We start from the raw sequence: 24,442 nt of genomic DNA, 5'->3' as shown, positions 1-24,442 counted from the left end.
GCGTTGAGCTCGTCTTCTCCCGGCCTACGGCTCCTGGCCATACTGGATCGAATCGGAGTTCGCGGCTTGCGCTACTTCGCGTGTGACGGCACCGACCATCACAGCCACGAGTCGTTCGCAGCCAGCCGGCGGGCCAACACACGGGTGGTGCTGCCGTCATCCTCCGTGATGTCCCGAACATGCTCGAAACCGATTCTGCCCAGCAGAGTCAGTGAGGCCTCGTTCGCCGCGGCTACGGTGGCATACACCTCGGTCAAACCCAGGGTGTCGAAGCCGTAGGTGACGATGGCCCTTGCCAGCTCGGTTCCCAGGCCGGACCCCCATGCCGTCGGCGCCAGAGCGTAGATGATCTCGTGGCCTCCGACGACGTCGGTCGGCTTGATCTCGGCGTGCCCGACCAGGAGTCCGTTGCGACGAACGGCCCAGACATCGAATAGGCCCTGGGCATAGACCTTCGTGAAGATACGCCCGAACAGGGCTCGGTCCGCTGCTTCGGAAGCAGGGCCGTCACCCATCCACTGCGACACCCTGGTGTCCTGGAACAGAGCGACGAAGCCTTCTTCGTCCTCGGGGATGTACGGCTCCAGAAGTAGCCGCTCGGTTCGCAGGGTCGGGGTCACGGATGGCGAGGCTACCCACGCGACATCCGAGTCGGCAAACCGCTTTCGCCTGCGCGGACATCGCCCTTCTCGTCGCCATGCCCCACATCGCCCACACTGCGGGCCGAGCTGTCCTGGGAACCATTTCCACGGCCAACTATCCGAGCGGACCCACTAGTTCGCCGCGATGACGGCTTGGACCAGGCCCGGGAACCGGCGGTCCAAGTCCTCCTTGCGCAGGCGTATGTACAACCCGTTCCCGGCATCACGCTGATACACCAGGCCGGCCTCGCGCAGTACGCGCCAGTGACGGGTGGGACCGGCCCTACCTGTTCCCCGGCTCGCACGGCAGCTGAGGACAGGCGAGCAGGGAGCGACCCGGACTGCGCCGCCCCACTTTCGCCGCAGGCGAGTTCCTCGTCGACGAGAAGGCAATCCAGTCCGCCGTCACTGAAGTCCTCGACTGAACGGCCCGGGCCCTGTACGACACGGAAAGCTGCGGGAGGGGCCGGCTCAGCCACACAAGCGGATCGATACCGCAGATCACCAGCGCACCGGATCATGTGACCATCCTGGGTGCAGCAAGGAGGATTCAGTGCAGTTGCGCAACGTCACACCGGACGACGTCGACGCCTATGTCCGGATGCGGTGTGATCCCGCCACGATGGCCGACCTAGGCGGACCACTGCCGCTTGAAGGCATGAAAGACAAAGTGCGCCGAGACGCCCTGGAGGCAGCGGCCGACGACGCCTGGATCAAGATGATCGTCCCTGATCCGGACACACCCGACGTGGTGGCCGGGTCGGTAACCATCTGGTCCCATGACACCGGCGACGGGCCTATGTCCGAGATCGGTTGGATGGTCCTGCCGCAATTCCAGGGACGCGGCCTTGGCAAGTTCGCGGCCCGCACCCTGCTCGAGCAGGCTCGGGACGAGGGCCGCTGGGGAGACGTGCACGCGTTCCCGGCGACGAGCAACGGGTCCTCGAACGGCATCTGCCGATCTCTCGGTTTCCGCTTCATCGCCGAGCGCAACGTGACGTTCGCGGACCGAGTTCTGCGAAGCAACCACTGGGCCATCACTCCCGGCACTGACCTGCGTAGAAGGTGACATCCGGAAACCTCACAACCAGGCGATACATGCAAGCCTGCATGAACTGCCGACACCTGGCCCGGATCTTCCTCGTGACCACTTGCCATCGACGGGCGATCATGTGCCCCTGCCTCCCGTCCACAGGGGGATCCGGGCCTGCTCAAGCGCCGCCAGTGCCTTGATCTGTACCGACCGGAGCAGCGCCCCAGCCCGCGCTGCCGTGGGACGGCGTGCGCGAGGCCGCTGCCTACGGGCCTCCGCCGCCACAGTCCTCGGCATTCGGGCTCATTCCGCCCTCTGAGGGCGTCGGGGAGACCGAGTGGCTGACGGTGAACGTCTGGTCCCCCGCTCACGGCAGTGGATCAGCAGCGGCCCTGCCGGTCATGGTGTGGATCTACGGCGGTGCCTATATGGCCGGGCACGCGGGTCGGCTCGAGTACGACGGGGCCGCACTGGCCGCGCAGGGCGTGGTCGTCGTGACACTGAACTACCCGTTTGCATGCAGGGTTTCGCGCAGATCGAGGGCGCGCCGGCCGAGCGGGGGCTGCTCGACCAGTTCGCCGCGCTGGAGTGGGTGCGGGACAACATCGCCTCGTTCCGCGGCGATCCGGGCCGGGTGACGGTCGTCGGCGAGTCCGCCGGGCCGTGTCGATCGCGGCGCTGATGGCCATGCCCCGGGCCGCCGGACTGTTCCGGTCCGGCGGGCGATCGCGCAGAGCGCGTCGAGCACCTTCTTCTCCCCGGAACTGGCCGACGACATCGCCGTCGCGTGCGCCGCAGAACTCGGGCTGCGGCCGACACTGGCCGACCTCTCCTCCATCGAGCCACCTCGCCCAGTCGCTCCAGCAGGCCCGAGACCCCTCGGGCAGCGGTCCACCTGCCGTGTCACGGGCCGGTGGTGCCAGGGGTTTTCACGCGCTCGCCCTGGGGCACGTCATCCGCCCGCAAGTCCTCGGCCTCCCAGCGCAGCAGGTCGCCCGGCTGGCACTGAAGTACCTCGCAGAGAGCGGCGAGCGTGGCGAAGCGCACCGCCTTGGCGCGGCCGTTCTTGAGTACCGCCAGGTTGGCGGGGGTGATCCCTACGCGGTCCGCGAGTTCGCCCACGGACATCTTCCGCTTGGCCAGCATCACGTCGATGTCGACGGCGATCGGCATCAGATCACCTCGTCCAACTCGGCCTGCATCTGCGCCGCTTCGCCGTCGCGCGTGACGGCCTGGGCGAGCAGCATCCGGAGCACGAGCACGATGAGGGCGACCCCCAGGACGGCCACGCCAACCCCGCCCATGATGACGGTGACGCCGGGGTCCTCCCGCTGGCCCGGCGCATTGACGGCCGTGACCGCGAACCACACGAGGGCAGCCGCCACGATCGCGCCGATCACGCCGTCCACGTACCGGAAGGCGGCGTGGGAGAACACGGTTCCGCGTCGCACCATCGTCACCAGCCGCCATACGCAGACCAGGGCGACCTGGACCGACACCATGCCCAGGATCGTGATCACGCGCAGCGCGGTCAGCGGGAGCGACCCGTCCTCCGGGTCGCTCCCGCTGACCAACGCCCACACCATTCCCGCCTGTACGAACACGGTGCCGGCGAGCACCACCACGAGCACGGCGCGCAGCGCACGCACTGTCAGCTTTCCCATTGCTCATCCTTACATCGAGTTGCGATTGAAATCTATCGAAACTCGATAGGTTGTGCAAGGGGTGGGACGGAGAGGGAGCCGGTTCGCACCGCTGCGACGCCGTCGCACCCAGGTGGTGATCTCCCGCAAGGCTGCCCCGAACACCAAGGGGCCGGGCAGGCTCCGCCTCAAGAAGACCGGATCATGATCGCGTACGAGCTCAAAGAAAGGGTTTGAGCGAGGCGCTGCCCCGCTGCTACTTTCGTGGCGGACCGTGAAGTCGTCGTATGGAGGTGAGCCCCGTGAACACAGTTACCCGTGGGTGCTCCCTCAACCCGTCACGGTCCGGCGGCTGACGTTCGGTGTCGCCAGGAGCGCCTGAGATCGAGGCACTCCTGGAAGGAGACTCCGATGAACGCGAAGCCTTTCACATCAGGCCTGAGCGAGAACGCGATGGTGATCACGCGTGTCGCGGACAGGCAATGGCATGCACTGGATGACGACCTGGTGGTCGGCCGCGGCCATGCGGCGCATCGGCCCGACGGACGCTTGTTCGTCAGCATCGACGCCTGGTACGACGCCACCTTCGACCGGCTGGCCGAGGCGATGCTGGCGGAACTGCCGGCGCCGCTGTACACGGTGGTCGACGAAGCCGACGTCGAACTGACGGCCGGCTGGCGGCGGGCCGGTTTCACGATTGGGCGCCGCGAGTGGGAGTACGTCGTGCCGACCGACCCGCGGGTCACAGGGCTCGAAGCAGTCCTGCCGCCGTCGGGCGTGACGATCGTGCCCGCCGGTCGGGCGGACGAGAGTCTGCTGCGGGCGGTGGACCGTGCGATCCGCGACGAGGTCGAGGCGACCGTCGGGTGGCAGTCGATGCCCGCGGAGGTGATTCCCCGCCCCGAAGGCGACACCATCGTCGACCCGTCGAAGTACGCGGTGGCCGCGGCACGGGACCGCTACCTGGGTCTGATCCGGGTGGTGACGGTGATCCGGCCGCGTATCGGGCTGGTCGCGGTCCGGGCCGGCGAGCAGCGCCGAGGCATCGCGCGGGCGCTGCTGGCCCACGCGCTGGGGACGCTGCACCGCTCCGGGTTCGCCGAGGCCTCGACCGAAGTCCACGAGTCCAATCAAGCAGCCTCGGCGCTGTTCGAGGGCATCGGCGCCCGGCCGATGAGCAGCAACCTGGAGCTGGTGCGATGACGAGGAACAAGAACGTCATCGAAGTCGAGGGCAAGGTCGTCGAGTGCCTGCGCAGCGCCATGTTCACCGTGGAGCTCGAGAACGGCCACCACGTGCTCGCGCACATCAGCGGGAAGATCCGCAAGAACTACATCAAGATCATGCTGGAGGACCGGGTGCTGGTCGAGCTCCCGCCGTACGACCTGACGCGCGGCCGGATCGTGTTCCGGTACCGGAACTAGCGGCGGTCGGAACCTTCCGCGGTAGCTGATCCCGGGCCCCGGTCACGGCGTTTCCGTGACCGGGGCTCCGATGATGGCTCGCATGGCCGCGGCGGCCACCGCTCCAGCCGCCGCCAGCAGGTCTGGCCCGAGCCGAACCCCAGCTCCAGGTCGCGCGAGCGGCGGGGTCAGCCGCCGACGTGGATTCCGGGACGGCGGTCGGGGTCGGGTTCGTTGCTGCGGATGATCTCGCGGGTGACCGGAGCGGTGTCGCCGCGGCCGAGCAGGAAGTAGCGGAACATGTGCCTCAGGGGGCTGCCTTCGGCCCATGCGAAGTAGCAGTGCGGCTGCACGCCGGTGGCGTTGCGCAGGGCCAGAAGGATCGCGGCGATGGCGTTCGGGGCGGCCGGGGCTTCGGCGCGCAGGATCCGGTATCCGTCGACCTCGACCCCGCGCACGGTCAGGGTTTCGCTGAAGTCGGACGGGTCGACCACGTCTATTTCCAGGAACAGCACGTCGGCCGGCCCGGGCACCGGATTGGTGCCGCGCTGCTCGCGTTCCTTGGCGGAGTATTCGGCGCCGTCACCGGCCTGGCGGCGGTTGGCGATGATGTTGATGGAGTTGTCGTGGGCGAGGGTGTCGGTGATGAACTGGCGGGTGGCCGGGTCGAAGACGATGCGGTCGGCGCGTAGTTCGGTGGTGCGTGAGACCCGGGAGATCAGCGACACGGTGATGATGCCGGCGATGAACATACCTGAGATGGTGATCCCGTCGGGCTTGTCGACGATGTTGGCCACCAGGGCGTAAAAGAGCACCGCGGTGAGCAGCGCGAAGCCTGTGGCGGCCGCTCTCCGGCGACGGCGTACGACCGAGACGGTGACGGCGAAGGCGCCCGAGACCATCATGGCCAGAATGCCGGTGGCGTAGGCGCCGGCCTGGGCGTCGACGTCGGCGTCGAACGCGATGGTGATGAAGACGCACAGAGCGGTGTAGACGATCACGACCGGGCGTACCGCGCGTCCCCACTCCGGGGCCATGCCGTAGTCGGGCAGGTACCGGGGAACGATGTTGACCAGCCCCGCCATCGCGGACGCGCCCGCGAACCACAGGATCAAGATGGTGCTGATGTCGTAGGCGGTGCCGAACGCCTCCCCGAACTGCTCGTGGGCCAGCCAGGCCAGGGCCCGGCCGTTGGCCCCGCCGCCGGGCTCGAACTCCCGGTGCGGAATGAGGACGGTGGTCACGAAACTCGCGGACAGCAGGTAGACGCTCATGATGAGCGCGGCGGTGGTCAACAGCCTGCGGGTGTTGCGTATGCGTGAGCGAAGCCGCTGCTCGGGATCGGCACCGTCGGCGGCCACCAGCGGCATCATGCTCACCCCGGTTTCGAAACCCGACAGGCCCAGCACCAGCAGCGGAAACGCCGTCAGTGCCGGACCCGCCAGATCGCCGAATCCACCCCCGCCGTCGGCGAGTGCGTCCGTCCACGCCGACCACGCGCCCGGTGTGGTGAACACGTCCACCAGTCCGACGGCGACAACCACCGCGTTGAGAAGCAGGAAGACCGCGACGAGGGGGATGGCCACGCTGACCGCTTCGCTGAACCCGAGGAGGAACACCCCTCCGAGCACCAGCAACAGCGCCACCGTGATGGCGACCTCGTGGCCGTGCAGGGCATGAGGCAGATAGGGGTTCTCCATCATGTGGACGGAGGCGTCAGCCGCGGACAGCGTGATCGTGATGATCCACGAGGTGGCCACGAAGCCGAGCAGGACCAGCACGAACAGCTTGCCCCACCAAAACGGCAGCAGATCCTCCAGCATCGCCACGGACCCGGCTCCGTGCGGGCTCTCCCGGGCCACCCGCCGATACATCGGCAGCATCCCCACCAGCGTCAACGCCACGATCAGCAACGTCGCCAACGGTGACACCGCCCCCGCCGCGAGGGCCGCGATCGCCGGCACGTAGGCCAGGCTGGAGAAGTAGTCCACCCCCGTCAGGCACATAACCTTCCACCAGGCCTGTGGCTCGGTATGCCCTTCGCCTGCCGCCGGGCCGACCGGCTGCACCCGGTGGCGTAGCAACCACCGCGCCAGGCCGCCGCTCGGATGCGCCCGAACAGCGGGACTGTCAACCACTTCCGGCACGGCCGGATCGCTTGCGTCCGTCATTTTCCCCAACAGCCCTTCTGCCTACCCAGCGCACCGGTCACAGCACGTCACCGCAATCGCGGCATCGCAACGATCACCGAGTATGCGACCTTGCCCGGGCCTCCATCCCGCCGGGGGACACACCGTCGACAGCGCAAGCCCTCGAGCTCGCCGAGTTTGGCGGCTGCGGCGGCTGCGAGTCGGTCGTCGAACTCGCGTATCCAGGCGCCGTCGGGGGGCGCTTCCTGAACGGCACGGCCAGCTCCGCTGGATAGGGTCGAGGCGTGGATCGCAGCAGTGGGCAGCCGGACGGCGGGTTCGCCGGGGAAGCGCTGGGTGAGCTGTCGCCCCGGGCTGCCCGGGCTCTGTGGTGGGGGTCGGCTGGTCTGGTGCTCGCCGTTCTGGGCACCTCGGTGCTTGTCGCCGGCACGGAGCACGGCCGACGACTGCCCGTGGCGGTGGCCCTGGTCGTCGCGCAGGCCTGCGTCCTGAGGTGGCAGGCGCGCGCCCCGGTCGCCGTGCTGGCCGCGAACGCGGTGACGGGGCTCGCGGTGTGGGCGCTGCTGCCCGCGGTGACCTTGACGGGGGCGCTTCTCGCGGCGCAGGTTGCGTTGTGCGTGCTGTCGGCCACCAAGCCGCGGCGGGTGTCGGTGCGGGCGCTCGCGGTGATCTGTCTGCCGGCGCCGCTGGCGTTCGGGGCGGGCGGTGGCGGGGGTGGGGCGGTTTATCTGCTGGCGGTGGTCTTGGCGTGGACGGCGGGGCAGTGGCGCAGGGCGCAGCAGGCACGGACGAGGGCGGAGATGCTCCGGGCTGTGGCGGAGGAGCGCGCCAGGATCGCGCGTGAGGTGCACGACGTCGTGGCACACACCTTGTCGGTGATGGTCGTTCAGGCGGGCGCCGCCGACGACGTGTTCACCCAGAGGCCTGAACAGGCCCGGCAATCGCTGCGGGCCATCGAGACGGGCGCCCGCTCGGCGCTCGGCGAACTGCGCCTGCTGTTGCGGGCGTTCACACCCGATGCGGGGGCCGGGGAGCAGCGTGAGCCGCGGCCCTCGCTCGTGCGTCTGGACGAGCTTGCCGACACCGTGCGCGCGACCGGGATGACCGTGCGCGTGCACCGCGAGGGCGCTACCGAAGGGCTGCCGGCCGCAGTGGATCTGGCGGCGTACCGGATCGTTCAGGAGGCCCTCACGAACACGCTGCGCCACGCGGTCGGCGCCGACGAGGTGAGTGTGCGCGTGACGTCCGAAGGGGAGTGCGTGAAGGTCACGGTGGTGGACAACGGGCTTACGTCTCGGGGTAGTTCGGACGCGGTGGGGGAGGGACGCGGTCTTGTGGGGATGAAGGAACGCACGCGGCTCGTGGGCGGCAGTCTGCGCGCCGGACCACTGCCCGGGGGCGGGTTCGAGGTGGCCGCGCGGCTGCCGGTGGGGCTTGTGTCATGACGCTGCGCGTGGTGGTGGCCGACGACCAGGCCCTGGTCCGTACCGGCTTCCGCATGATCATCGATGCTCGGGACGACCTCGAGGTGGTCGGTGAGGCGTCCGACGGCCGGGAGGCGGTGCGGCTGACGCGGGAAACGGCGCCCGACGTGGTGCTGATGGACGTACGGATGCCCGTCGTGGACGGTATCGAGGCGACCCGGCAGATCGCGGCGTGCGGCAGTCCGGCCAGGGTGCTCGTGCTGACCACCTGGGACGTGGACGCGCACGTGGTCGCCGCGCTGCGGGCCGGGGCGAGCGGCTTCCTGCTGAAGGACATGCGCCCCGGCGAACTCGTCGACGCGATCCGTCTCACCGCGCGTGGCGACGCGCTGCTGGCGCCGACCGTGCTCAGCCGTGTCCTCGACCGGTTCCTGCGCACCACGCCCGACCCGGCGCCGCCGCCCTCTCTGCAAGATCTCTCCGGCCGCGAGCGGGAGGTGCTCACCCTGATCGGGCAGGCGCTGTCGAACGCGGAGATCGCCGCGCGGCTGCGCCTGTCCGAGGCCACCGTCAAGAACCATGTCACCGCGGTGCTGCGCAAACTCGGCCTGCGCGACCGCGTCCAGGCCGTCGTCGCCGCCTACGATCACGGCCTCGTCCGGCCGCGCCGCCCCTGACAACTCGGCCTCCTCCTCAAGGAGGAGGTCGGGCGGCGGTCCTCCTGCGTTCCCAGTGCCGGTCCATGCCCAGGGCCGATCCGTGGCCGGGGTAGCCGGCCCTAGCGTCGAGGTGTGATCGATGACCTGGCCTGCCGCATGTATCTGCTCGCCTACGACGACGCGGCCGAAGGCCCTTACGACCGTTCCCGGACTCAGCTGCTGGTCCGGGCCGCCGCCCTGATCGACCTCGCGCTGCGCGGCCGGCTGCGCGAGGACGGCGGCACCGTCACCGTGACCGGCACCCAGCCGACCGGCGACCCCGTCCTGGACGGCGTTCTTCGCGACGCTGCCGACGGACACGGCTGGAAGCACCTCGTACGCCGCCACCGCAAGCGGACCCTGACCCAGGTGGAGGACCGGCTCGTCACGGCGGGACTGGTCACCGTGAAGGCGTCCCGCACCCGCTTCGGCACACGGCGGCTGACTGTGACGGAGCCCGCCGTGCCCGCCGCACTCCGCGCCCGCGTGTCCGTAGTGCTGCACGGGGACGGCCCCGTCCAGGAGATCCCCGCCGCCGACACCGCGCTGCTGGCGCTGGCGGCGGCGGGCGGCATCCGCTCCGTCGTGTCACGACAGGACGAAAGGACCTTCCGGGCCCGTATCGACGCCTGCACGGGGTGTCTCGCCGCCCTCGCGCCCGGCCTGGAGAAAGCTGTGAGCGCCCTGCCGATGACCATGATCGCCGCGCAGGGCGGCATGGGCGGCGGCTGACCGAATGGGGAAACGATGAGCATGCACCGCGTCCTGACCGCCCTGGGCTGCGCCATGACCGCCTTACTCGCGACGTCATGGTCCGCAGCGCCACCGACTCAGCCCGCCCGGCCCGCCGCCACGACGGTACGCACCCACGACGGCCCGGTACGGGGCGCCGCCCACGACGGATACCGCACCTTTGAGGGCATCCCCTACGCGGCGCCACCACTCGGCAGGCTGCGCTGGGCGCCACCCCGCCCCGCCACCCCCTGGTCCGGGGTACGGGACGCCACCCGGCCCGCGAGTGCCTGTCCCCAGCCGGCCGGCGAGGTGCCCGGCGGCAGCACCGACGAGGACTGCCTTCACCTGAACGTCACGACTCCCGACGGTGCCGGACCGGCACGTCCCCTGCCGGTGATCGTATGGCTCCACGGCGGCGGATTGACCACCGGAGCGGGCAGTTCGTACGACGCCCACCGCATGGCCACCCGCGGCGATGTCGTGGTCGTCACCGTCAACTACCGCCTGGGGAGCCTGGGTTTCCTCGCGCACAGCGGGCTGCCCGGCTCCGGCACCTTCGGCCTGGCCGACCAGCAGGCGGCGCTGCGCTGGGTCCGTGCCGAGATCGGCGCCTTCGGCGGCGACGCCCACAAGGTGACGCTGGCCGGTGAGTCGGCGGGCGGTTACAGCGTCTGCGCCCAGCTCGCCTCACCCACCGCTGCGGGGCTCTTCGACCGGGCGATCATCGAGAGCGGCCCGTGCACAGGCCGCCCCGACCGGCCGTTCGCCCCGTCTTCCGTCCCCCTGTCCACGGCGCGCGCCGCCGGCGCGGACCTCGCGGCGAAGGTCGGCTGCGGCTCGGCCCGGGACGTCATGGCCTGCCTGCGGCGTGTGGACGTCCCCCGTCTGCTGGAGGCCCAGGAGATCGATCAACAGCCAGCTCACATCACCCCGTTGCTGCCAGTGGACCCCCCAGCGGCGCTCGCCGCCGACCGCTTCCACCACATCCCCGTGCTCATCGGCAACACCCGCGACGAGGGCAACGGCTGGGCCGCCGGGATCGTCCAGGCCGGCCATCCCGTCACCCCCGACACCTGGCCCGACGTCGTGGCCGCCTTCTTCCCCTCCCCGGGGGAGGCGCAGGCGATCGTCCGCGAGTATCCGGTGCACCGCACCGACGGGGGCCCGGTGTTCGGCGCGGTCATCGGCGACGCGAACTTCGCCTGCCCGACATCGCGTACCGACGACCTGCTCGCCTCCCATGTGCCCGTCTGGCGCTACGAGTTCGCGGACGAGCACGCTCCGCCGCTCACCTCGGGCGTACCGCCGTTCCCGCTCGGCGCACCGCACGCGAGCGAACTGCCCTACCTGTTCGACCTGGGCGGCCGCCCGCGTGACCTGACCGCGGCACAGCACCGACTGGCCGACACCATGATCGACTACTGGACCCGCTTCGCCCGCACCGCCGATCCGAACGGCCCGTCGTCACCGCACTGGCCCCGCCAGACGGTCCTGTCCCTGGCACCGGACCACATCGTCCCCACCCGTACAGTGCTGCGCCGCCACCACTGCGCGTTCTGGAACGCCATCGGGTGACCACATCGTCTTCGTCGGCTTCGAGGGCTACGACACGGTCGCCGTCCTCGCCGATCTGCTGCGTCCTCACGGCGCGAACCTGGCGCGCACTGCCGAATTCTGGCCGCGCGTGTCAGTCGAAGGCACCCGCGGGCAGATCCGGTTCTCCCGCATGCCAGGCATCAGCGTGTGGCAATGGGCCTCGCCGCCGGTCCAAGTCGTCGATCGAGATCCGGTGGAACCCCATCACTTTCGGATCCTCCACTCCAGCTGACCAAGCACAGAGGTCCAACTGCCCAGATGTCCGAATTTATGGCTGTGTACCTGGCGCGGGGAACCCTTGATGCCCAGTCCGTCGGCACGGACACCCGTCCGTTCTGGTTGGGTGTCCGTGCCTTCGACTGCATCTGCTCCGGCCACGGACCGAGAGACCGGTCATGCGGGGTGGTGACCCCCCTCTGCCGCGGGGCAGGGCAGGGGAGGGATACGGCGGCTGCCGGTCAGGCGTCGATGATGACGGGGATGATGAGGGGCCTGCGGCGGTGGGTACGGAAGGCCCAGTTCGCCACGGCACGGGCGATGAGCTGTTCCAACTGGCGTGCGTCGCCGACGCCTTCCTGGGCCGCGGTCGCCAGAGTCTTCTCGATGACAGGGATGACCGGTTCGAAGGTGGTGTCGTCGTGGACGAACCCGCGGGCCAGGAAGTCGGGAGTCTCCGCGAGGGCGCCCGTGTCGGCATCGACGATCGCCACCACGGTGACCACGCCTTCCTCCGCGAGGGTGAGGCGGTCCTTCAGGGACGCCTCGGTTGCGCCGCCGACCTCCATGCCGTCCACGTAGACATTGCCCGCGGGCACCTTGCCGGTGATCGACGCACGCCCTTCCACGAGGTCGACGACGACGCCGTCCTCGGCGATGACCACCCGCTCGGGATCGACCCCGGTACGGATGGCCAGGTCGGCGTTGGCCCGCAGGTGGCGCCATTCGCCGTGCACGGGCATGACATTGCGGGGTTTGACGATGTTGTAGCAGTACACGAGTTCACCGGCGCTGGCGTGCCCGGAGACGTGCACCTTGGCGTTGCCCTTGTGGACGACATGGGCGCCCCACCGGGTCAGCCCGTTGATCACCCGGTAGATGGCGTTCTCGTTGCCGGGGATCAGGGAGCTGGCGAGCAGGACGGTGTCGCCCTTGCCGATGCGGATCACGTGGTCGCGGTTGGCCATCCGGGACAGAGCCGCCATCGGCTCGCCCTGGGATCCGGTGCACACCAGGGTGATCTTGTGGTCGGGGAGCTTCTCCAGTTCCTTGGTACTCACGACCAGGCCGCTGGGAACCTTCAGGTAACCGAGGTCGCGGGCGATGCCCATGTTGCGGACCATGGAGCGGCCCACGAAGGCGACTTTGCGGCCGTGCTGGTGCGCGGCGTCCAGGACCTGCTGGATGCGGTGCACATGGCTGGCGAAACTGGACACGATCACCCGGCGCGGGGCGGTACGCATCACCTGCTCGATCGCCGGGTTCAGTTCGCGCTCGGAGGTGGTGAAGCCAGGGACCTCGGCGTTGGTGGAGTCGGTGAGGAAGAGGTCGACACCTTCCTCACCGAGGCGGGCGAAGGCGCGCAGGTCGGTGATGCGGTCGTCCAGCGGGAACTGGTCCATCTTGAAGTCACCCGTGTGCAGCACCATTCCGGCCCGGGTGCGGATCGCGACGGCGAGACTGTCCGGGATGGAGTGGTTGACCGCGACGAACTCGCAGTCGAAGGGTCCGAAGCCGCGCCGGTCGCTCTCGCGGACCCGGACCGTGCGGGGCCGGATTCCGTGCTCTTTGAGCTTGGCCTCCAGGAACGCCAGTGTCAGCTTCGAGCCCACGACGGGGATGTCGGAGCGCTCTCGCAGCAGATACGGCACGGCACCGATGTGGTCCTCGTGGCCGTGGGTGAGCACCACGGCGACGATGTCGTCCAGGCGATCACGGATCGAGGTGAAGTCCGGCAGGATCACGTCCACGCCGGGCTGGGTCTCTTCGGGGAACAGCACGCCGCAGTCGACGATGAGCAGCTTGCCGGCATGCTCGAAGACGGTCATGTTGCGGCCGATCTCACCGAGACCGCCCAGGGCGACGACCCTGAGCCCTCCTTCAGGCAGGGGAGGGGCGGTTTTCAGTTCGGGATGCGGGTGGCTCATATTCCGACGTTACCGGAGAGTCTGCCGAGGTGATCCACCGGCTGCCCAACCAGCCTGTCCAACGCGGCGCGGCTGCGGCGGTCAGCGGGTGGAGCGGGGCTGCGCCCGCGCCCGCAGCGACGACGAACTCGTCCTGCCGGATCCCGTCATCACCGTCACCAAAGACCTGTCCGGCCAAGCGGCCGCGGCCGTCGACCAGCTCGTACGCAGCTGCTGCAGCAGGTCTACCGGCGGCGGGCCCAGCCAGTCTGTGCCAGGTCCGGACCAGGCCGGAAGCAGCGGCGCGGCAACTGGCTGATCAGGGATGCGCTCTTGAGCGGGGGCCAGAACCTGCACTCGGGCGATGCGGTTCGAGCTGGTCAGGTGTGCCCGCGTCCACGTCGGGGCAGCGAGGGTGACGATGGGAACCGGCGTCGCAGCCCGCGAGGACGCTTCACCGGACGGCCACGCCGGAGGAATGGCGGCGGGACCGCGCGCCGTCCTGCGTATCGGGACCAGATCGCCGATGGCCGGACTGACGAATGCCGTTGCGAAATGACGGTGACGGGGCCTGGTACCGAAACTTCTGGGTAGTCGGAGACGGTTGGCAGGGGCAGCGGCGCAGTGCCTGGGGAGGTCTTCGCTGCTGCCCCCGCCTCTTTGCTGAAACAGGGGGCAGGGCGGCTGACGGGCGTGATCGTGAGGTCGAGGCCAGTTGGCAGGCTCTTTGCTGGGTGGAGGCCCGGGCGTCCGGGTGTGGGCGGGTCGGTAGGTTCGGTGCCGGGTCATACCTCGTGGCTACAGCCCGGTGGCGCTTGAGGCGGTTGATCCCGCACTCGACCGTGTGCCGCCGCTGGTAGTCGTCCTTGTCGCACTTGGGCCGCCCTCCACCTCGCGATCCGCGCTTGAGGCGAATGCGGACGCGGTCCGTCGGGACCGGGATCGTGGCCTTGATCCCGCGTCTCCGTCCGGGTCCGCCACCGTATGCCGTCCATCAGCTGCCGCCGCGTCCACACCGGCGGACGGCCCGACTTGATGCCTCGCGGCAACAGCGGCTCAAGTCGGGCCCACTGGCCGTTCGTCGGATCCCCACGTCCCACAGGGCATGATCATCAACGATCAAGATCGACTTTCGCAACAGACACTAGGCGGCCTACGCGGTTGTGGCGATGCCGCCGTCGACGGGGATCACGGTGCCCGTCAGGTATGCGCCTGCCCGGCTGGCGAGGAACGCGGCGACACCCGCCATGTCGTCGTCGCGGCCGATCCGGCGTAGTGGGGCCGACGCCGCGATTTCCTCGCCGAACTCATCGAGGGTTGAGGCCATCATCGTCGACGGGAACGGTCCCGGCGCCACGGCGTTCACGGTGACGTGCTGCGGTCCTAGTTCCTTGGCGAGCACTCTGGTGAGTTGATGCAGTGCGGCCTTGCTGCTGGAGTACGAGTAGTTGGGCCGCTGGGGGATGTGGATGGCGGCGATGCTGCCGATGTTGATGATCCGCGCGGGATCGTCGGCGGTGCCCGCCTTGCGAAGTGCGGGCAGCAGCGCCTGGACCAGCCAGAACGGCGACTTCAGGTTGAGGTCGACGACCGTGTCCCAGGCCGCGTCTGGGAACGTCGCCAGTGGCTCGTCCCATATGGCGCCCGCGTTGTTGACGAGGATGTCGAGACGCTCCGAGTCGGCGGTGACGAGGTCGGACAGTCGCCGACACTCGTCGTGGCGGGACAGGTCGGCGGGGATGGCCCGCACCTCACCGAATTTGGACAGCTGTTCCTGCGCCTGAGCGCACGCTTCTGCGTTGCGTGAGCTGATGACCACGCGGGCGCCGGCCTGGAGAAGGCCACGCGCGATCATCATCCCGATGCCTCTGGTGCCACCGGTGACGAGCGCGCGCTTTCCAGACAGATCGAAAAGTTCTGCATGCGTTGTGAATTGGTTGTCTACCACTTGCCGCCATTCTCGTTGGTCGTGCGGGATAATGCGTCGACGCGTCGGGTGTTCGGTTCAGCTGTCTCAACGCTATGGCCTTGGAGTGCCCTCCAAGCAAGCGGATCAGGGTCCTGACGGACCGCGTCCGCAACCGCCTCAAGCGCGGATCGCGAGGCGGAGGGGCCGCCCAAGTTCGACAAGGACGACTACAAGCAGCGGCACGCGGTCGAGTGCGGGATCAATCGCCTCAAGCGCCACCGGGCCGTGGCCACGAGGTACGACAAGCTTGCCGTCCGCTACGAGGCGACTGTGCTGGTCGCAGTCCTCAACGAGTGACTGTGACCAGCACTTCCCTGTCAGAACCTAGGAGCGGATGAGCATGCGTGCTTGCTCGATCCACCCCGACACGGCCTTGGCACCGCAGCTCTCAGCGACCGACTGGGCCTCGTCGAGGTGGCGGAACGCCGCCGGTGAGTCGCCGGTTTCGGCCGCGAGGTAGGCCAGTGCCAACAGACCGGCCGCCTCTCCGGCCCTGAAGCCGATCTCCCGGCGCAGCGTCACCGATTCGATCAGCCGCTCGCGGGCCTGGTCGAAGTGGCCTGCGTCCTTGTCTGCGAAGCCGAGATGGCGAATCGCATAGGACATCGTCATCCGGTCGTTGACGGATTTCGCCAGCTCGTACGACCGCTCGAAGTACGGCCTGCCGGCGGCGCCGTCGCCCTTGACCACCTGATGCCAGCAGCCGACCCAGAACAATGCGTCCGCCTCACCCGAGGGGTTCCCCAGACGCCCGTACAACTCGGCCGCGCGCTCGAACAGCACCAGTTCCTGGATGTTCTCCTCGCGGTCGTTCAGGAATCGGACGTGCAACACCTTGCCCCGCGCCATGGAAAGCGGCGCCTCGACCGCGTCCAGCACGTCATCGGACCGCTCCAGCGCGGACGTGTCCCCGCCGAACATAGCCGCTTCGAACAGCTCTCCCGCACGTTCGATCCAGTCCTGCCCTTGCATACTTCAACCTCTCCCCGTTGGACGATGGCAGCGCCGAGGCTATCGCTGTGCCCCGGCGGGGAGACGGGAATTTGTGGCGGCCGCGCTCAGCACCCGGGTCGCCGGCAACTGGGACTGCCAGCAAGCCGTCCTGGCCGTCACCTTTTCCCAGAGAGCTTCCCTGGGCAGTCGAGCCCGGCCGCCCGTGGCTTTCGCAACAGGCCCTAACTTGATCTTTAACGTCCGGCGTCGAATGGCAGGTCGAACTTGATCCCTCGGTCCGGTAACTGCCGTACGCGGAAGCGGCCTTCGTCTGAACATGTGCTCCGACCAAGGAACACACACATTCAGAACGAAGGCCGTGAGGATGAGTCTGCTGCATCACGACGCCCGGTCTGACGCATTGACACAACTGTCATGCTTCCGGGGCGAGTTCTACTTCTGCCTGACCGCTCGTTCGGACGCGTTGTTCGAGCTGGCTGACGCCGTTCTGTGCGGCGACGGACCGGTGAGGTCGCTGGCGGAGCTGTCGCTGGTGGGTGAATACCGCCGCGGCCATGGAGGGCTCTACGCCGCGGTGGCCCGTGGACGCCTCGATGCCGGCCGGCTGCGGCGGGCACTGGCCGAAGTGCCGCTGCCGCGGGCTGCCGATGGCCGGCTGGTCCTGGCCATCGACGTCACCTGCTGGCTGCGGCCCGACGCCCACACCTCACCGCAGCGGATCCTGTGCCACACCTACGGCCGGGGCAAGGACCAGCACATCCCGGTCCCCGGCTGGCCCTACTCGATCATCTGCGCGCTCGAGCCAGGCCGCAGCTGATGGACCGCACCCCTGGACGCACTCCGCCTGGCCCCCGGCGACGACACCGCCACCGTCACCGCCCGGCAGCTGCGCGATCTGCTTCAGCGACTGATCACGGCCGGGCAGTGGCAGACAGGGGACCCGGACATCCTTATCGTCGCGGACGCCGGATACGACGCGCCCCGCCTCGGCTTCCTCCTCAAAGACCTGCCGGTCCAGGTGCTGGCCAGGATGCGATCCGACCGCGTCCTGCGCAGGGCTGTCCCACCCCGGCTGCCGCACACCCAGGGCCGACCGCCCCGGCACGGAGGCGAGTTCGTCTTCGGACAGCCCGACACCTGGGGCACACCGGACACCGAAACAGTCACCGAAACCCGCCTCTACGGCACCGCCAGGGCCCGCTCCTGGGACCGGCTGCACCCCAAGCTGACCCACCGCTCGTCCTGGGCAGCCGCAGACGGCACCCTCCCGATCGTCGAAGGGACGGTGATCCGCCTGGACATCGACCACCTGCCCAGCGGAGCAACACCCAAGCCGGTCTGGCTGTGGTGGTCCGGCACCGACGCCACTGCGGCAGACGCCGACCGGCTCTGGCAGGCATACCTACGACGCTTCTGTCGGCGGTCGCGCGTCGACGAGCGACCGCGGTTGACCGTGTGGCCGGCTGGTCGTCAAGCACAACCAGTCGCCAGGAGCGTCGCTGTTCCGTCACGCCGGCCTCGCTGCTGTCGGGGGAGACTCTCACTGGTTCAGTTGATCCCCTTTGCTGCGTTGGTCCTCGAAGCGGACCTCCAGGCCAGGCCACTGCGCGGTCCACCGCGCCAGATCGTCCACGGTCAACGACCCCGGCGGCCTGAGCGACTCGACCGGTAGAAAGCGGACGAGCGTTCCGGTGGTTCCGTCGTCCTCGAGAGGAATCAGGTCAGTCACTGGCACACCGCGCTCATAGCGCTGGCTCCAGGCCCCGTTGCGACGGCGGTTGGTGTGAATCAGCCACTCGCTGAGCGCCGCTACGACGGACATGCCGCGACGCGGATGCCCGTCTGGAAGCCGCTCCGCATCCGGGGAGTCGAAAAACCGTAGGTCCTTCGACGCCATCACCGGCTTCTTCACGATCCGAGCACGATCATCAACGCGAGTGTCGGTGCCACGGCCGTTGTCTGCCACGGACACAGAGCCGTCGCCGTGCAGAGTGATCAGACAGCGGCCCCCCGCTCGACTCGATGCCTCATCGGCGGCATAGGCAACGACTTCAAGGACGAGGTGCGCTGGGCCACAGGGAGCAAATTCCTCCGGCGCCTGGCGAATCTGTGCGAGATGGCCCAGATCCACGTCACGGGCCCAATCGTGGGTGGTGTTGATCCAGTCAGCCCTTGATCCATCCATACCGCGAGTATCCAGCATCCTCTTCCGCTCAGACGGGCGTCCCGGCACCGACGCCGGGTCAGGCGGCGCTCTTCTTGCGGCGGCGCCCGGCGCGGGCGAGGGCGTCGATGAGTTCCTCCCGGCTCATCTTGGAGCGGCCGGTGATGTCCTGCTCGGTGGCCCGCTCATACAGCTCCGCCTTGCTCAGCTGCCGCAGTTCGCCGGTGCCGGTGCCGGTGCCGGTGCCGGTGCCCGTGCCGGTGCCGCGCCGGCTGCGGGATGCGGCCGATGCACGGGCCGTCTTCGGCGGCGCCTTCCGGGCGACGGTTTTCTTCGCCGCCTTCTCGGAAGTCTTCCGTGCCGCGTTGCGAGCCGGAGCCGGCTTCTTCTGAGTCGGTTCACCCTCTGTCTCACGTCTGCCGCCTGTCTTGCCTCCGCCGCGGGCCTGGTCGATGCTGCCCTGAAGAACCGTCATCAGGTCGATGACGTTGGTGGCCGCCGGTGCCTCCTCGGCAGGCGTGACATTCTGGCCCTCGGCCTTCGCCTGCATCAGCTCCCGCACCTTCTCCTGGTACGTGTCGTGATAGCGGGACGGCTCCCACGGCCCGCTGAGAGCGCCGACCAGCTGGAGCGCCATGTCCAGCTCCTTGCCCTTGCCCGCCCGGCCGGAGGGCAGTTCGGGCAGCTCCTGGCGCGGGTCGCGGACCTCGTCGGCCCAGTGGAGGGTCTGGAGCACCAGGATCTCGTCCTCCGCGCGCAGCGCGGTCAGGTGCTGCTTGCCCCGTATCACGAACGTGGAGATCCCCACCTTGTTCGCTTCGGCCAGGGCGGCGCGCAGCAGCTCCTACACCTTTGTGTACTCCCTGCTCCGCGGGGCGATGTAGTACGTGCGGCCGAAGTGGACCGGTTCGATCTGGTCCAGGTCGACGAAGTCGGTGATGTCGATGGTCTGGGAGCGGCCCGGCGCGATCTGCTCCAGTTCGTCGGGCTCCACGACGAGGTACTCGCCCTGGCTCACTTCGAAGCCCTTGACGATGTCGTTGCTGTCCACTTCGTCGCCGGTGCCTTCGTTGACCCGCCGGTTGCGGATCCGGTCGGAGGTCCCGCGCTGTAGCTGGTGGAAGTGGACGGTGTGGTCATCGGTCGCGGTGAACAGGCCAACTGGCACGCTGACCAGCCCGAAGGTGATCACACCGGTCCAGATTGCGCGCGCCAGGACCAACCACTCTCCATCTGCCCATCGCATGAAGCTCCTGCTGACCACGCTGACACCCCTGGACGCACAGCGTGCGTCGGCAGCGCCGGGCCTTCACCTGCGAACGCGGTTGGAGCTCAGACGAGAGCCTGAAGGTCGACGGGCCACAGCAGTGTGGTGGCTGCCCAGGTGAAGCCTGCTCCGAAAGAGGTCACGAGGACTCGTTGCCTGGCTTTCAGTCGCCCGTCGATCGCAGCGTGGCTCAGCAGCAGGGGGATGGAGGCCGCGGAGGTGTTGCCGACGTGGGTGATGTTGGCGGGTACGCGCTCCGGGGGGATTCCCAGGGCGTCGGCCACGGCTGCGCTGATGCGTGCGTTTGCTTGGTGGACGATCAGCCTGTCAACGTCCTGGATGCGCCATCCGGCTGCGGCGGCAGCTTCTTGCGTCACGTGAGTGATGCGGCGCACCGCATGACGGAATACTTCATTGCCCTTCATGTGCACGTACTGATTCTTCAGATCGTCGACTGTGCGTGAGGGGCGGCGGGAGCCCCCGGCGGGGATGCAGATGGCGTCTGCGTGCTTGCCCTCGCTGCCCCAGGCGGTGGGTCCGAGAGCTCCTGGCTCGTCGGCTTGTCCGGCTGTGAGGACGACTGCGCCGGCCCCGTCTCCGAAGATCGGCGCGGTGGAGCGGTCGGCGGGGTCGACGACGGCCGACATCTTCTCCGCTCCGATGACCAGTACGGTGCCGGCGGTTCCCGCGTGGATGAGCCCTGCTGCGACGGTTGTCGCGTAGACGAAGCCCGAGCAGCCGGCGCCGAGATCGAAGGCGCAGACCTGCGGCAGGCCGAGTTGGTCGGCCACCAGGGGCGCGGTGCCGGGCACGTGATGGTCCGGAGTGGCGGTAGCCAGGATGACGGCGTCGACATATTCGACCTGCGCCGATTTCATCGCGCGCCGTCCTGCCTCTACGGCCAGGTCACTGGTGGCTGTCGCCGGATCGGCGATGTGTCGCTCGGCGATGCCGATACGGGTGCGGATCCATTCATCCGTCGTATCCAGGCGTGCGGCGAAGTCGGCGTTGGGAACCTTCTTCGGGGGCAGGTAAGCCCCCAGGCCGATCAGTCGCGCGGCATGCGCCGGCGACGGGGTTGTGCTTCTCCGTGCAAAGATCAACGGTCTGTCTTCTCTGTGCTTTGCTCGTTCGCGTCACGGACGGCGGACGGGCTGCCGGGTTCCGTCTGATCTGCTGCCCGTTGGGCCACCAGATTCACCAGGTCGGCGATGGTGGGTGCCTTCGCCAGTTCGTGTTCGGTGATCACGACGCCCAGGCGGTCCTCGAGAGTCATGGACAGCACGGCCACGGCCAGGGAGTCGACGTTGGCTTGTGACTGCGTGGCCGTGTGAGTGATCGGTTCGGCCGGGAGATCTCCCTGTCGGACCAGAATGTCCTTGATGAGCGCGAAATCGATGACGGCTGTGCTGCCGCAGTCAGCGCTGGGTGCCGGAAGCGTCGCGCCGGTGCGGTGAGGTCGGTCCGGTCGGCTGTCCACCTGCGGGTCGTCGCCAGGCTGAGGCTGCGGGAGTTCGTCAATCGCGTCGTGGAACAGACGGGGCAGCGGGCGCAGTCCGGGGAGAGCGGCGTCGGTGACGAAGCAGACGCTGGTGGTTCCGTTGTAGCTGCAGGCCACGATCGACGCCGGCTGGTGCCGTGGGAGCCAGTTGAAGGGCTGGAGGCGGGTAACGAGGTCCTCTCTGTAGCGCAGGGGCCGGTGGATGGCGACGTGGGACGTGGTGATGGTGGCCCGGTCGGGTGTGGTCAGCCGGGTTGCCAGGGCCTGGAAGGCCCGTGCGGGGACGAGGTCCATCACGGAACGCATGGCCTTGTGACGGGCCGGGTCTTTCGCGGTGCGGGTGGCGGCGACGACGTAGTCGAGGCGGCCTTCAGCTGTCGGCTCGTGGCAGGGCAGGTTCGCAGGCGCGAAAGTGCAGTAGTTTCCGGGCCGATCGTGTTCTTCGGCTCGCCGCAGGTTGACCATCGTGATGGCCGGCAGCGGCCGGTCGGCGCCCCGGGACCAGGAATGTGACGTCCACGTGCGCAGGGCCCCGCTGAGGGTGGCCAGGAAGCCGTCGTTCGTGTCGCCGCCGCGGGCGGCGGCAGCTGTCCGCAAGCGCTGTGTGGGGACATGCGCCCAGCTGATGTCACGGTCGCCGGTGAGGGGCAGCGCGGTGTCGTTCCAGACGTTGTTGGTGGCGCTCGCGGAGAGCATGCCGCGCACGGTGCCCAGGTAAGTTCCCACGCCTGCCCGGGGCGCCGGCTGCATGGCGGGCGCGGGTGCGGTGCCGAACAGAGTGGTCACGGTACCGATCAGGCCCATGCCGTCCTGGGTGCTGTGGTGCGCCCGCAGGCAGATGACATAACGCCCCGGGTCGTACCCGGTCAGCAGCCAGATGTCCCACAGGGGGCCCGTGTCGGGCAAGGGGTGCGCGACGAGGCCGGTCAGAGCCGTCTCGAGATGCTGGTCGCCTGACGGGAGGCGCTGTTCGCGGACGCGGTGGTTCAGGTCGGGGTCCGGATCGCGGTGCCAGCGGGCTTTGAGCCCGGGGCCGTGCAGGTAGTGGGTCAGGCGCGGCTCGTGCTCCAGGTGGGAGGCGACATGAGCGCGGAGTTCGCCGAGGGCGGGAGGAGTGCCTTCCAGATGGAGGATCACTCCGATGGTCTGGGAGATCGAGGGATGAGCCTGGGCCATGCCGTGCATGGTCAGGTCCATGGGAGTGGGACGAAGGGGCACGGTCACAGTGTTCTCCGCGGTGGTGGTCCGGTGGGGAGACAGGGGTCAGGCCGGTGCGAGCCGGAAGATCCGCAAGCGGCGCCCCGAGCGTTGGGCGAAGGAGACGTAAGCGGGCCAGATTTCGACGAGGTGGTCCCAGGCGGCGGCTCGCTCGAGGCCGGTCCGCGAGTTGTCGCCCACGTACATGTGGGACCCGGCCGCGGCCAAGGCGCGGGTCAGGGCCCAGCCGATGCCCGCTGCGCCTCCCGTGACCAGGCATACGCCGGGCAGGGAAGGGGAAGTCGGCTTGGGGCGGAGTGGGTTCATGGGGCGGTCCTTCGGGCGGGTTGCGCACTGCTGTGCCGGTGGCCCGGCATGACGACGAGTGATGGCCGGATGCGATGGGCGAGGTGACCCAGGGCGAGCAGAGTGAACGCGTCGGTCAACAACGGGACGTGATACGGGAAAGGACGCGGGCCGAGCATGTCGGGAACGGACATGATGCTGCCGTCGGGACGCTGCTGGGCGAGCAGGTAGCCGGTGGCGCGCGCAGCGGGAGCAGGGTCGGGCTGTCCGGCCAGGATGATCAGGGCATAGGCAGTGCTGACGGCGTCGCTCGGGGCGCCGTTTCGCTGTCCGAAGCCGCCGTCCGCGTTCTGTGCGCTCTGCACCAGGCCGGCGATCCGACCGCTCATGTCATGGACGGTCAGAGCGGACTGTCCGTGGTGGGGGCGGGTGGCCAGGTACGCCCTGAAGAGGGTGTGCAGGCGACTGCTGCTCCAGCCGGGGGGAAAGGAGCCGTCAGGCAGCTGGCAGTCGGCGAGAAAGCGCAGGGCAGCCCGGATGAGGTGATGATGGTGGCCTTGGGTGCGGAGCGCGTTGATCGCGGCGGCGGTCATGCACGCCTCGGAGGGAGTGCCTGATCCGTAGGTGGGGAATCCGCCGTCGGCGCCGCGGACCGCGATCAGGGCGTCCAGGGCACGGCAAACCGGGTCACGGTAGGCGTCCGCGTCCAGCTGATGCAGGAACTCGATGGCCACGGTGGTGCAGTCCGTGTCGGAGAGCCGAGCGTGGTCGGTGTAGGACCAGCCGCCGTTCGAGTGCTGCAGGTGCACCAGGCGCCGGGCGATGCGGTGCAATGCCTCGCGCGGTGCGCCGGCGCTGCCCAGGGCGAGGCCCGCGGTGGCTGTGCACCATGTGTCGGTGTCCGTGACGAAAGGCAGGCCGCCGTCCTCACGCTGGTGCATGAGAGCGGTACGCAGGCCGGCGTCGACGACGCGCTCCAAGCCGGGCACATCCACAAGGGCATGAAGAACGGACAGGTGAATGAAGAGGTTTCCCTCCCACACCGTTCCGGGGCGCTGGGTGGAGGTCAGCAGGGTGACATCGTCCCGGCCGACCGGGGCTCTGCCTGCCGCCCGGCCCAGGATCGCTTTTACGGCAACGGCCTGCACAGCGGCCCAGGGATGCAGTCCGCGCACATCGAAGGCATCGGGAGCGAACTCGTCATGGGCGGTGGCAGCGCCAAGCATGGTGAAGATGGCGTGGACCAGAGCGCGTTTGCGAGGTCCGGTGAAGTCCGGGACACGGCTGACGATGTCCTCGAGGACCTGGTGGCGCGCAGGGTGCCCGGTGCCCCGCCCCAGGGCGGTGGCGGCCACAGCCGCGTCCATCAGGTCCGCGCTGCCCCGGTGGCGTTCCAGGTAGCCCACCATGCGGTCACGTGCGTCGCGTGGGCCGGATCCGCCCCGGTCGACCAGTGCCAGGGCGAGCGCGGATTCAAGGACCCGGCTTCGGCAGGAGTCGCGCACCGCACCGTCCGCTCCCACCCGGTTCAGCAAGTACGCCAAAAGACGCCCGCGTCCGGCGGACAGCGCTGCTGGGAAACGCGACGACGGCCAGGGCGGGGGGAGGTGCTCGGCGGCAGGGAGTCTCATCGGCAGG

General features: G+C 68.9%; 20 protein-coding genes and 4 pseudogenes. 11 read left to right on the top strand and 13 right to left on the bottom strand.

Annotated features, from left to right (window positions below):
* Positions 1–98: 98 nt before the first annotated feature.
* On the bottom strand, positions 99–620 hold the full coding sequence (locus tag OHA64_RS02760; RefSeq protein WP_405607244.1) for a GNAT family N-acetyltransferase: 522 nt from the start codon (positions 618–620) through the stop codon (positions 99–101).
* A 574-nt stretch (positions 621–1,194) separates the two neighbouring features.
* Between OHA64_RS02760 and OHA64_RS02755 the strand changes: the two genes are divergently transcribed.
* The 3 genes and pseudogenes from OHA64_RS02755 (at position 1,195) to OHA64_RS02745 (ending at position 2,356) form a co-directional block, all read left to right on the top strand.
* Positions 1,195–1,710, top strand: coding sequence for a GNAT family N-acetyltransferase; N-acetyltransferase (locus tag OHA64_RS02755; protein WP_405607241.1), 516 nt, complete (start codon positions 1,195–1,197; stop codon positions 1,708–1,710).
* 212 nt (positions 1,711–1,922) lie between these two features.
* Positions 1,923–2,123: pseudogene (locus tag OHA64_RS02750) on the top strand (carboxylesterase family protein); the annotation flags it as partial.
* A gap of 68 nt (positions 2,124–2,191) precedes the next feature.
* Positions 2,192–2,356 carry a carboxylesterase family protein gene (locus OHA64_RS02745; RefSeq protein ID WP_405607238.1) on the top strand — a complete coding sequence of 55 codons (165 nt, stop codon included), beginning with the start codon at positions 2,192–2,194 and terminating at the stop codon, positions 2,354–2,356.
* A gap of 221 nt (positions 2,357–2,577) precedes the next feature.
* Here the strand turns inward: OHA64_RS02745 and OHA64_RS02740 are convergent, their stop codons facing one another.
* Both OHA64_RS02740 and OHA64_RS02735 read right to left on the bottom strand, forming a co-directional pair.
* Entirely contained in the window at positions 2,578–2,847 is a 270-nt protein-coding gene (locus OHA64_RS02740) for a helix-turn-helix domain-containing protein (protein WP_405607235.1), read from the bottom strand.
* Positions 2,847–3,338, bottom strand: coding sequence for a DUF2975 domain-containing protein (locus tag OHA64_RS02735; protein WP_405607232.1), 492 nt, complete (start codon positions 3,336–3,338; stop codon positions 2,847–2,849). Before OHA64_RS02735 ends, OHA64_RS02740 begins: the two co-directional genes overlap by 1 nt.
* A 390-nt stretch (positions 3,339–3,728) precedes the next feature.
* On the opposite strand from OHA64_RS02735, the gene OHA64_RS02730 reads away from it, so the two are divergent.
* Together OHA64_RS02730 and infA are read left to right on the top strand one after the other, a co-directional pair.
* Positions 3,729–4,520, top strand: coding sequence for a GNAT family N-acetyltransferase (locus OHA64_RS02730; RefSeq protein WP_405607229.1), 792 nt, complete (start codon positions 3,729–3,731; stop codon positions 4,518–4,520).
* Positions 4,517–4,741 (top strand): translation initiation factor IF-1, encoded by a 225-nt coding sequence (gene infA / locus OHA64_RS02725; protein WP_352391515.1) that lies wholly within the window; start codon positions 4,517–4,519, stop codon positions 4,739–4,741. Before OHA64_RS02730 ends, infA begins: the two co-directional genes overlap by 4 nt.
* Positions 4,742–4,908: 167 nt before the next feature.
* On the opposite strand, the gene OHA64_RS02720 is transcribed toward infA, so the two are convergent.
* Complete coding sequence (locus OHA64_RS02720) at positions 4,909–6,891, bottom strand: amino acid transporter (RefSeq protein WP_405607224.1); 1,983 nt, start codon at positions 6,889–6,891, stop codon at positions 4,909–4,911.
* A 263-nt stretch (positions 6,892–7,154) separates the two neighbouring features.
* Between OHA64_RS02720 and OHA64_RS02715 the strand changes: the two genes are divergently transcribed.
* The 5 genes and pseudogenes from OHA64_RS02715 to OHA64_RS02695 all read left to right on the top strand — a co-directional run.
* On the top strand, positions 7,155–8,315 hold the full coding sequence (locus OHA64_RS02715; RefSeq protein WP_405607221.1) for a sensor histidine kinase: 1,161 nt from the start codon (positions 7,155–7,157) through the stop codon (positions 8,313–8,315).
* Entirely contained in the window at positions 8,312–8,971 is a 660-nt protein-coding gene (locus OHA64_RS02710) for a response regulator (RefSeq protein WP_405607218.1), read from the top strand. The genes OHA64_RS02715 and OHA64_RS02710 overlap by 4 nt, the downstream gene beginning before the upstream one ends.
* 114 nt (positions 8,972–9,085) lie before the next feature.
* Entirely contained in the window at positions 9,086–9,724 is a 639-nt protein-coding gene (locus tag OHA64_RS02705) for a GPP34 family phosphoprotein (protein ID WP_405607215.1), read from the top strand.
* Positions 9,725–9,739: 15 nt separating this feature from the next.
* Positions 9,740–11,302 carry a carboxylesterase/lipase family protein gene (locus tag OHA64_RS02700; RefSeq protein ID WP_405607212.1) on the top strand — a complete coding sequence of 521 codons (1,563 nt, stop codon included), beginning with the start codon at positions 9,740–9,742 and terminating at the stop codon, positions 11,300–11,302.
* Between the two features lie 10 nt (positions 11,303–11,312).
* Positions 11,313–11,555 (top strand): annotated as a pseudogene (locus OHA64_RS02695) (amino acid ABC transporter substrate-binding protein); the annotation flags it as partial.
* 226 nt (positions 11,556–11,781) lie between these two features.
* On the opposite strand, the gene OHA64_RS02690 reads toward OHA64_RS02695, so the two are convergent.
* From OHA64_RS02690 to OHA64_RS02680, 3 genes are all read right to left on the bottom strand, one after another.
* Complete coding sequence (locus OHA64_RS02690; RefSeq protein WP_405607209.1) at positions 11,782–13,467, bottom strand: ribonuclease J; 1,686 nt, start codon at positions 13,465–13,467, stop codon at positions 11,782–11,784.
* A gap of 1,132 nt (positions 13,468–14,599) precedes the next feature.
* On the bottom strand, positions 14,600–15,394 hold the full coding sequence (locus OHA64_RS02685; protein WP_405607206.1) for an SDR family oxidoreductase: 795 nt from the start codon (positions 15,392–15,394) through the stop codon (positions 14,600–14,602).
* 345 nt (positions 15,395–15,739) lie between these two features.
* Positions 15,740–16,294 (bottom strand): tetratricopeptide repeat protein, encoded by a 555-nt coding sequence (locus OHA64_RS02680; protein WP_405607203.1) that lies wholly within the window; start codon positions 16,292–16,294, stop codon positions 15,740–15,742.
* 439 nt (positions 16,295–16,733) lie between these two features.
* On the opposite strand from OHA64_RS02680, the pseudogene OHA64_RS02675 reads away from it, so the two are divergent.
* Positions 16,734–17,783 (top strand): annotated as a pseudogene (locus tag OHA64_RS02675) (transposase); the annotation flags it as partial.
* A 126-nt stretch (positions 17,784–17,909) separates the two neighbouring features.
* Here the strand turns inward: OHA64_RS02675 and OHA64_RS02670 are convergent.
* The 6 genes and pseudogenes from OHA64_RS02670 to OHA64_RS02645 form a co-directional block, all read right to left on the bottom strand.
* Positions 17,910–18,554 (bottom strand): ATP-binding protein, encoded by a 645-nt coding sequence (locus OHA64_RS02670; protein ID WP_405607200.1) that lies wholly within the window; start codon positions 18,552–18,554, stop codon positions 17,910–17,912.
* 58 nt (positions 18,555–18,612) lie between these two features.
* Positions 18,613–19,779, bottom strand: a pseudogene (locus OHA64_RS02665) (Ku protein).
* A gap of 86 nt (positions 19,780–19,865) precedes the next feature.
* Complete coding sequence (locus tag OHA64_RS02660) at positions 19,866–20,903, bottom strand: beta-ketoacyl-ACP synthase III (protein WP_405607197.1); 1,038 nt, start codon at positions 20,901–20,903, stop codon at positions 19,866–19,868.
* Positions 20,900–22,519 carry a wax ester/triacylglycerol synthase domain-containing protein gene (locus OHA64_RS02655; RefSeq protein WP_405607194.1) on the bottom strand — a complete coding sequence of 540 codons (1,620 nt, stop codon included), beginning with the start codon at positions 22,517–22,519 and terminating at the stop codon, positions 20,900–20,902. Before OHA64_RS02655 ends, OHA64_RS02660 begins: the two co-directional genes overlap by 4 nt.
* A gap of 45 nt (positions 22,520–22,564) precedes the next feature.
* The gene (locus tag OHA64_RS02650; protein WP_405607191.1) at positions 22,565–22,825 is read right to left on the bottom strand and encodes a hypothetical protein; all 261 of its coding nucleotides are present in this window, start codon (positions 22,823–22,825) and stop codon (positions 22,565–22,567) included.
* A complete protein-coding gene (locus tag OHA64_RS02645; protein WP_405607188.1) occupies positions 22,822–24,435 on the bottom strand; it encodes a prenyltransferase/squalene oxidase repeat-containing protein in 1,614 nt (537 codons plus the stop codon). The genes OHA64_RS02650 and OHA64_RS02645 overlap by 4 nt, the downstream gene beginning before the upstream one ends.
* Positions 24,436–24,442 lie beyond the last annotated feature (7 nt).

The sequence above is a fragment of the Streptomyces sp. NBC_00076 genome (assembly GCF_045041235.1).
GTDB lineage: Bacteria > Actinomycetota > Actinomycetes > Streptomycetales > Streptomycetaceae > Streptomyces.
Note: the sequence above shows the minus strand (reverse complement) of the source record. Positions and strands in the feature narration are given on the sequence as shown.

Excerpts from the sequence above, each read along its gene's own strand:
- OHA64_RS02710 (WP_405607218.1), top strand. The coding sequence starts at position 8,312 with ATGACGCTGCGCGTGGTGGTGGCCGACGACCAGGCCCTGGTCCGTACC.
- OHA64_RS02745 (WP_405607238.1), top strand. The coding sequence starts at position 2,192 with ATGCAGGGTTTCGCGCAGATCGAGGGCGCGCCGGCCGAGCGGGGGCTG.
- OHA64_RS02740 (WP_405607235.1), bottom strand. The coding sequence starts at position 2,847 with ATGCCGATCGCCGTCGACATCGACGTGATGCTGGCCAAGCGGAAGATG.
- OHA64_RS02735 (WP_405607232.1), bottom strand. The coding sequence starts at position 3,338 with ATGGGAAAGCTGACAGTGCGTGCGCTGCGCGCCGTGCTCGTGGTGGTG.
- OHA64_RS02670 (WP_405607200.1), bottom strand. The coding sequence starts at position 18,554 with ATGGATGGATCAAGGGCTGACTGGATCAACACCACCCACGATTGGGCC.
- OHA64_RS02690 (WP_405607209.1), bottom strand. The coding sequence starts at position 13,467 with ATGAGCCACCCGCATCCCGAACTGAAAACCGCCCCTCCCCTGCCTGAA.
- OHA64_RS02700 (WP_405607212.1), top strand. The coding sequence starts at position 9,740 with ATGAGCATGCACCGCGTCCTGACCGCCCTGGGCTGCGCCATGACCGCC.
- OHA64_RS02650 (WP_405607191.1), bottom strand. The coding sequence starts at position 22,825 with ATGAACCCACTCCGCCCCAAGCCGACTTCCCCTTCCCTGCCCGGCGTA.
- infA (WP_352391515.1), top strand. The coding sequence starts at position 4,517 with ATGACGAGGAACAAGAACGTCATCGAAGTCGAGGGCAAGGTCGTCGAG.
- OHA64_RS02720 (WP_405607224.1), bottom strand. The coding sequence starts at position 6,891 with ATGACGGACGCAAGCGATCCGGCCGTGCCGGAAGTGGTTGACAGTCCC.
- OHA64_RS02645 (WP_405607188.1), bottom strand. The coding sequence starts at position 24,435 with ATGAGACTCCCTGCCGCCGAGCACCTCCCCCCGCCCTGGCCGTCGTCG.
- OHA64_RS02730 (WP_405607229.1), top strand. The coding sequence starts at position 3,729 with ATGAACGCGAAGCCTTTCACATCAGGCCTGAGCGAGAACGCGATGGTG.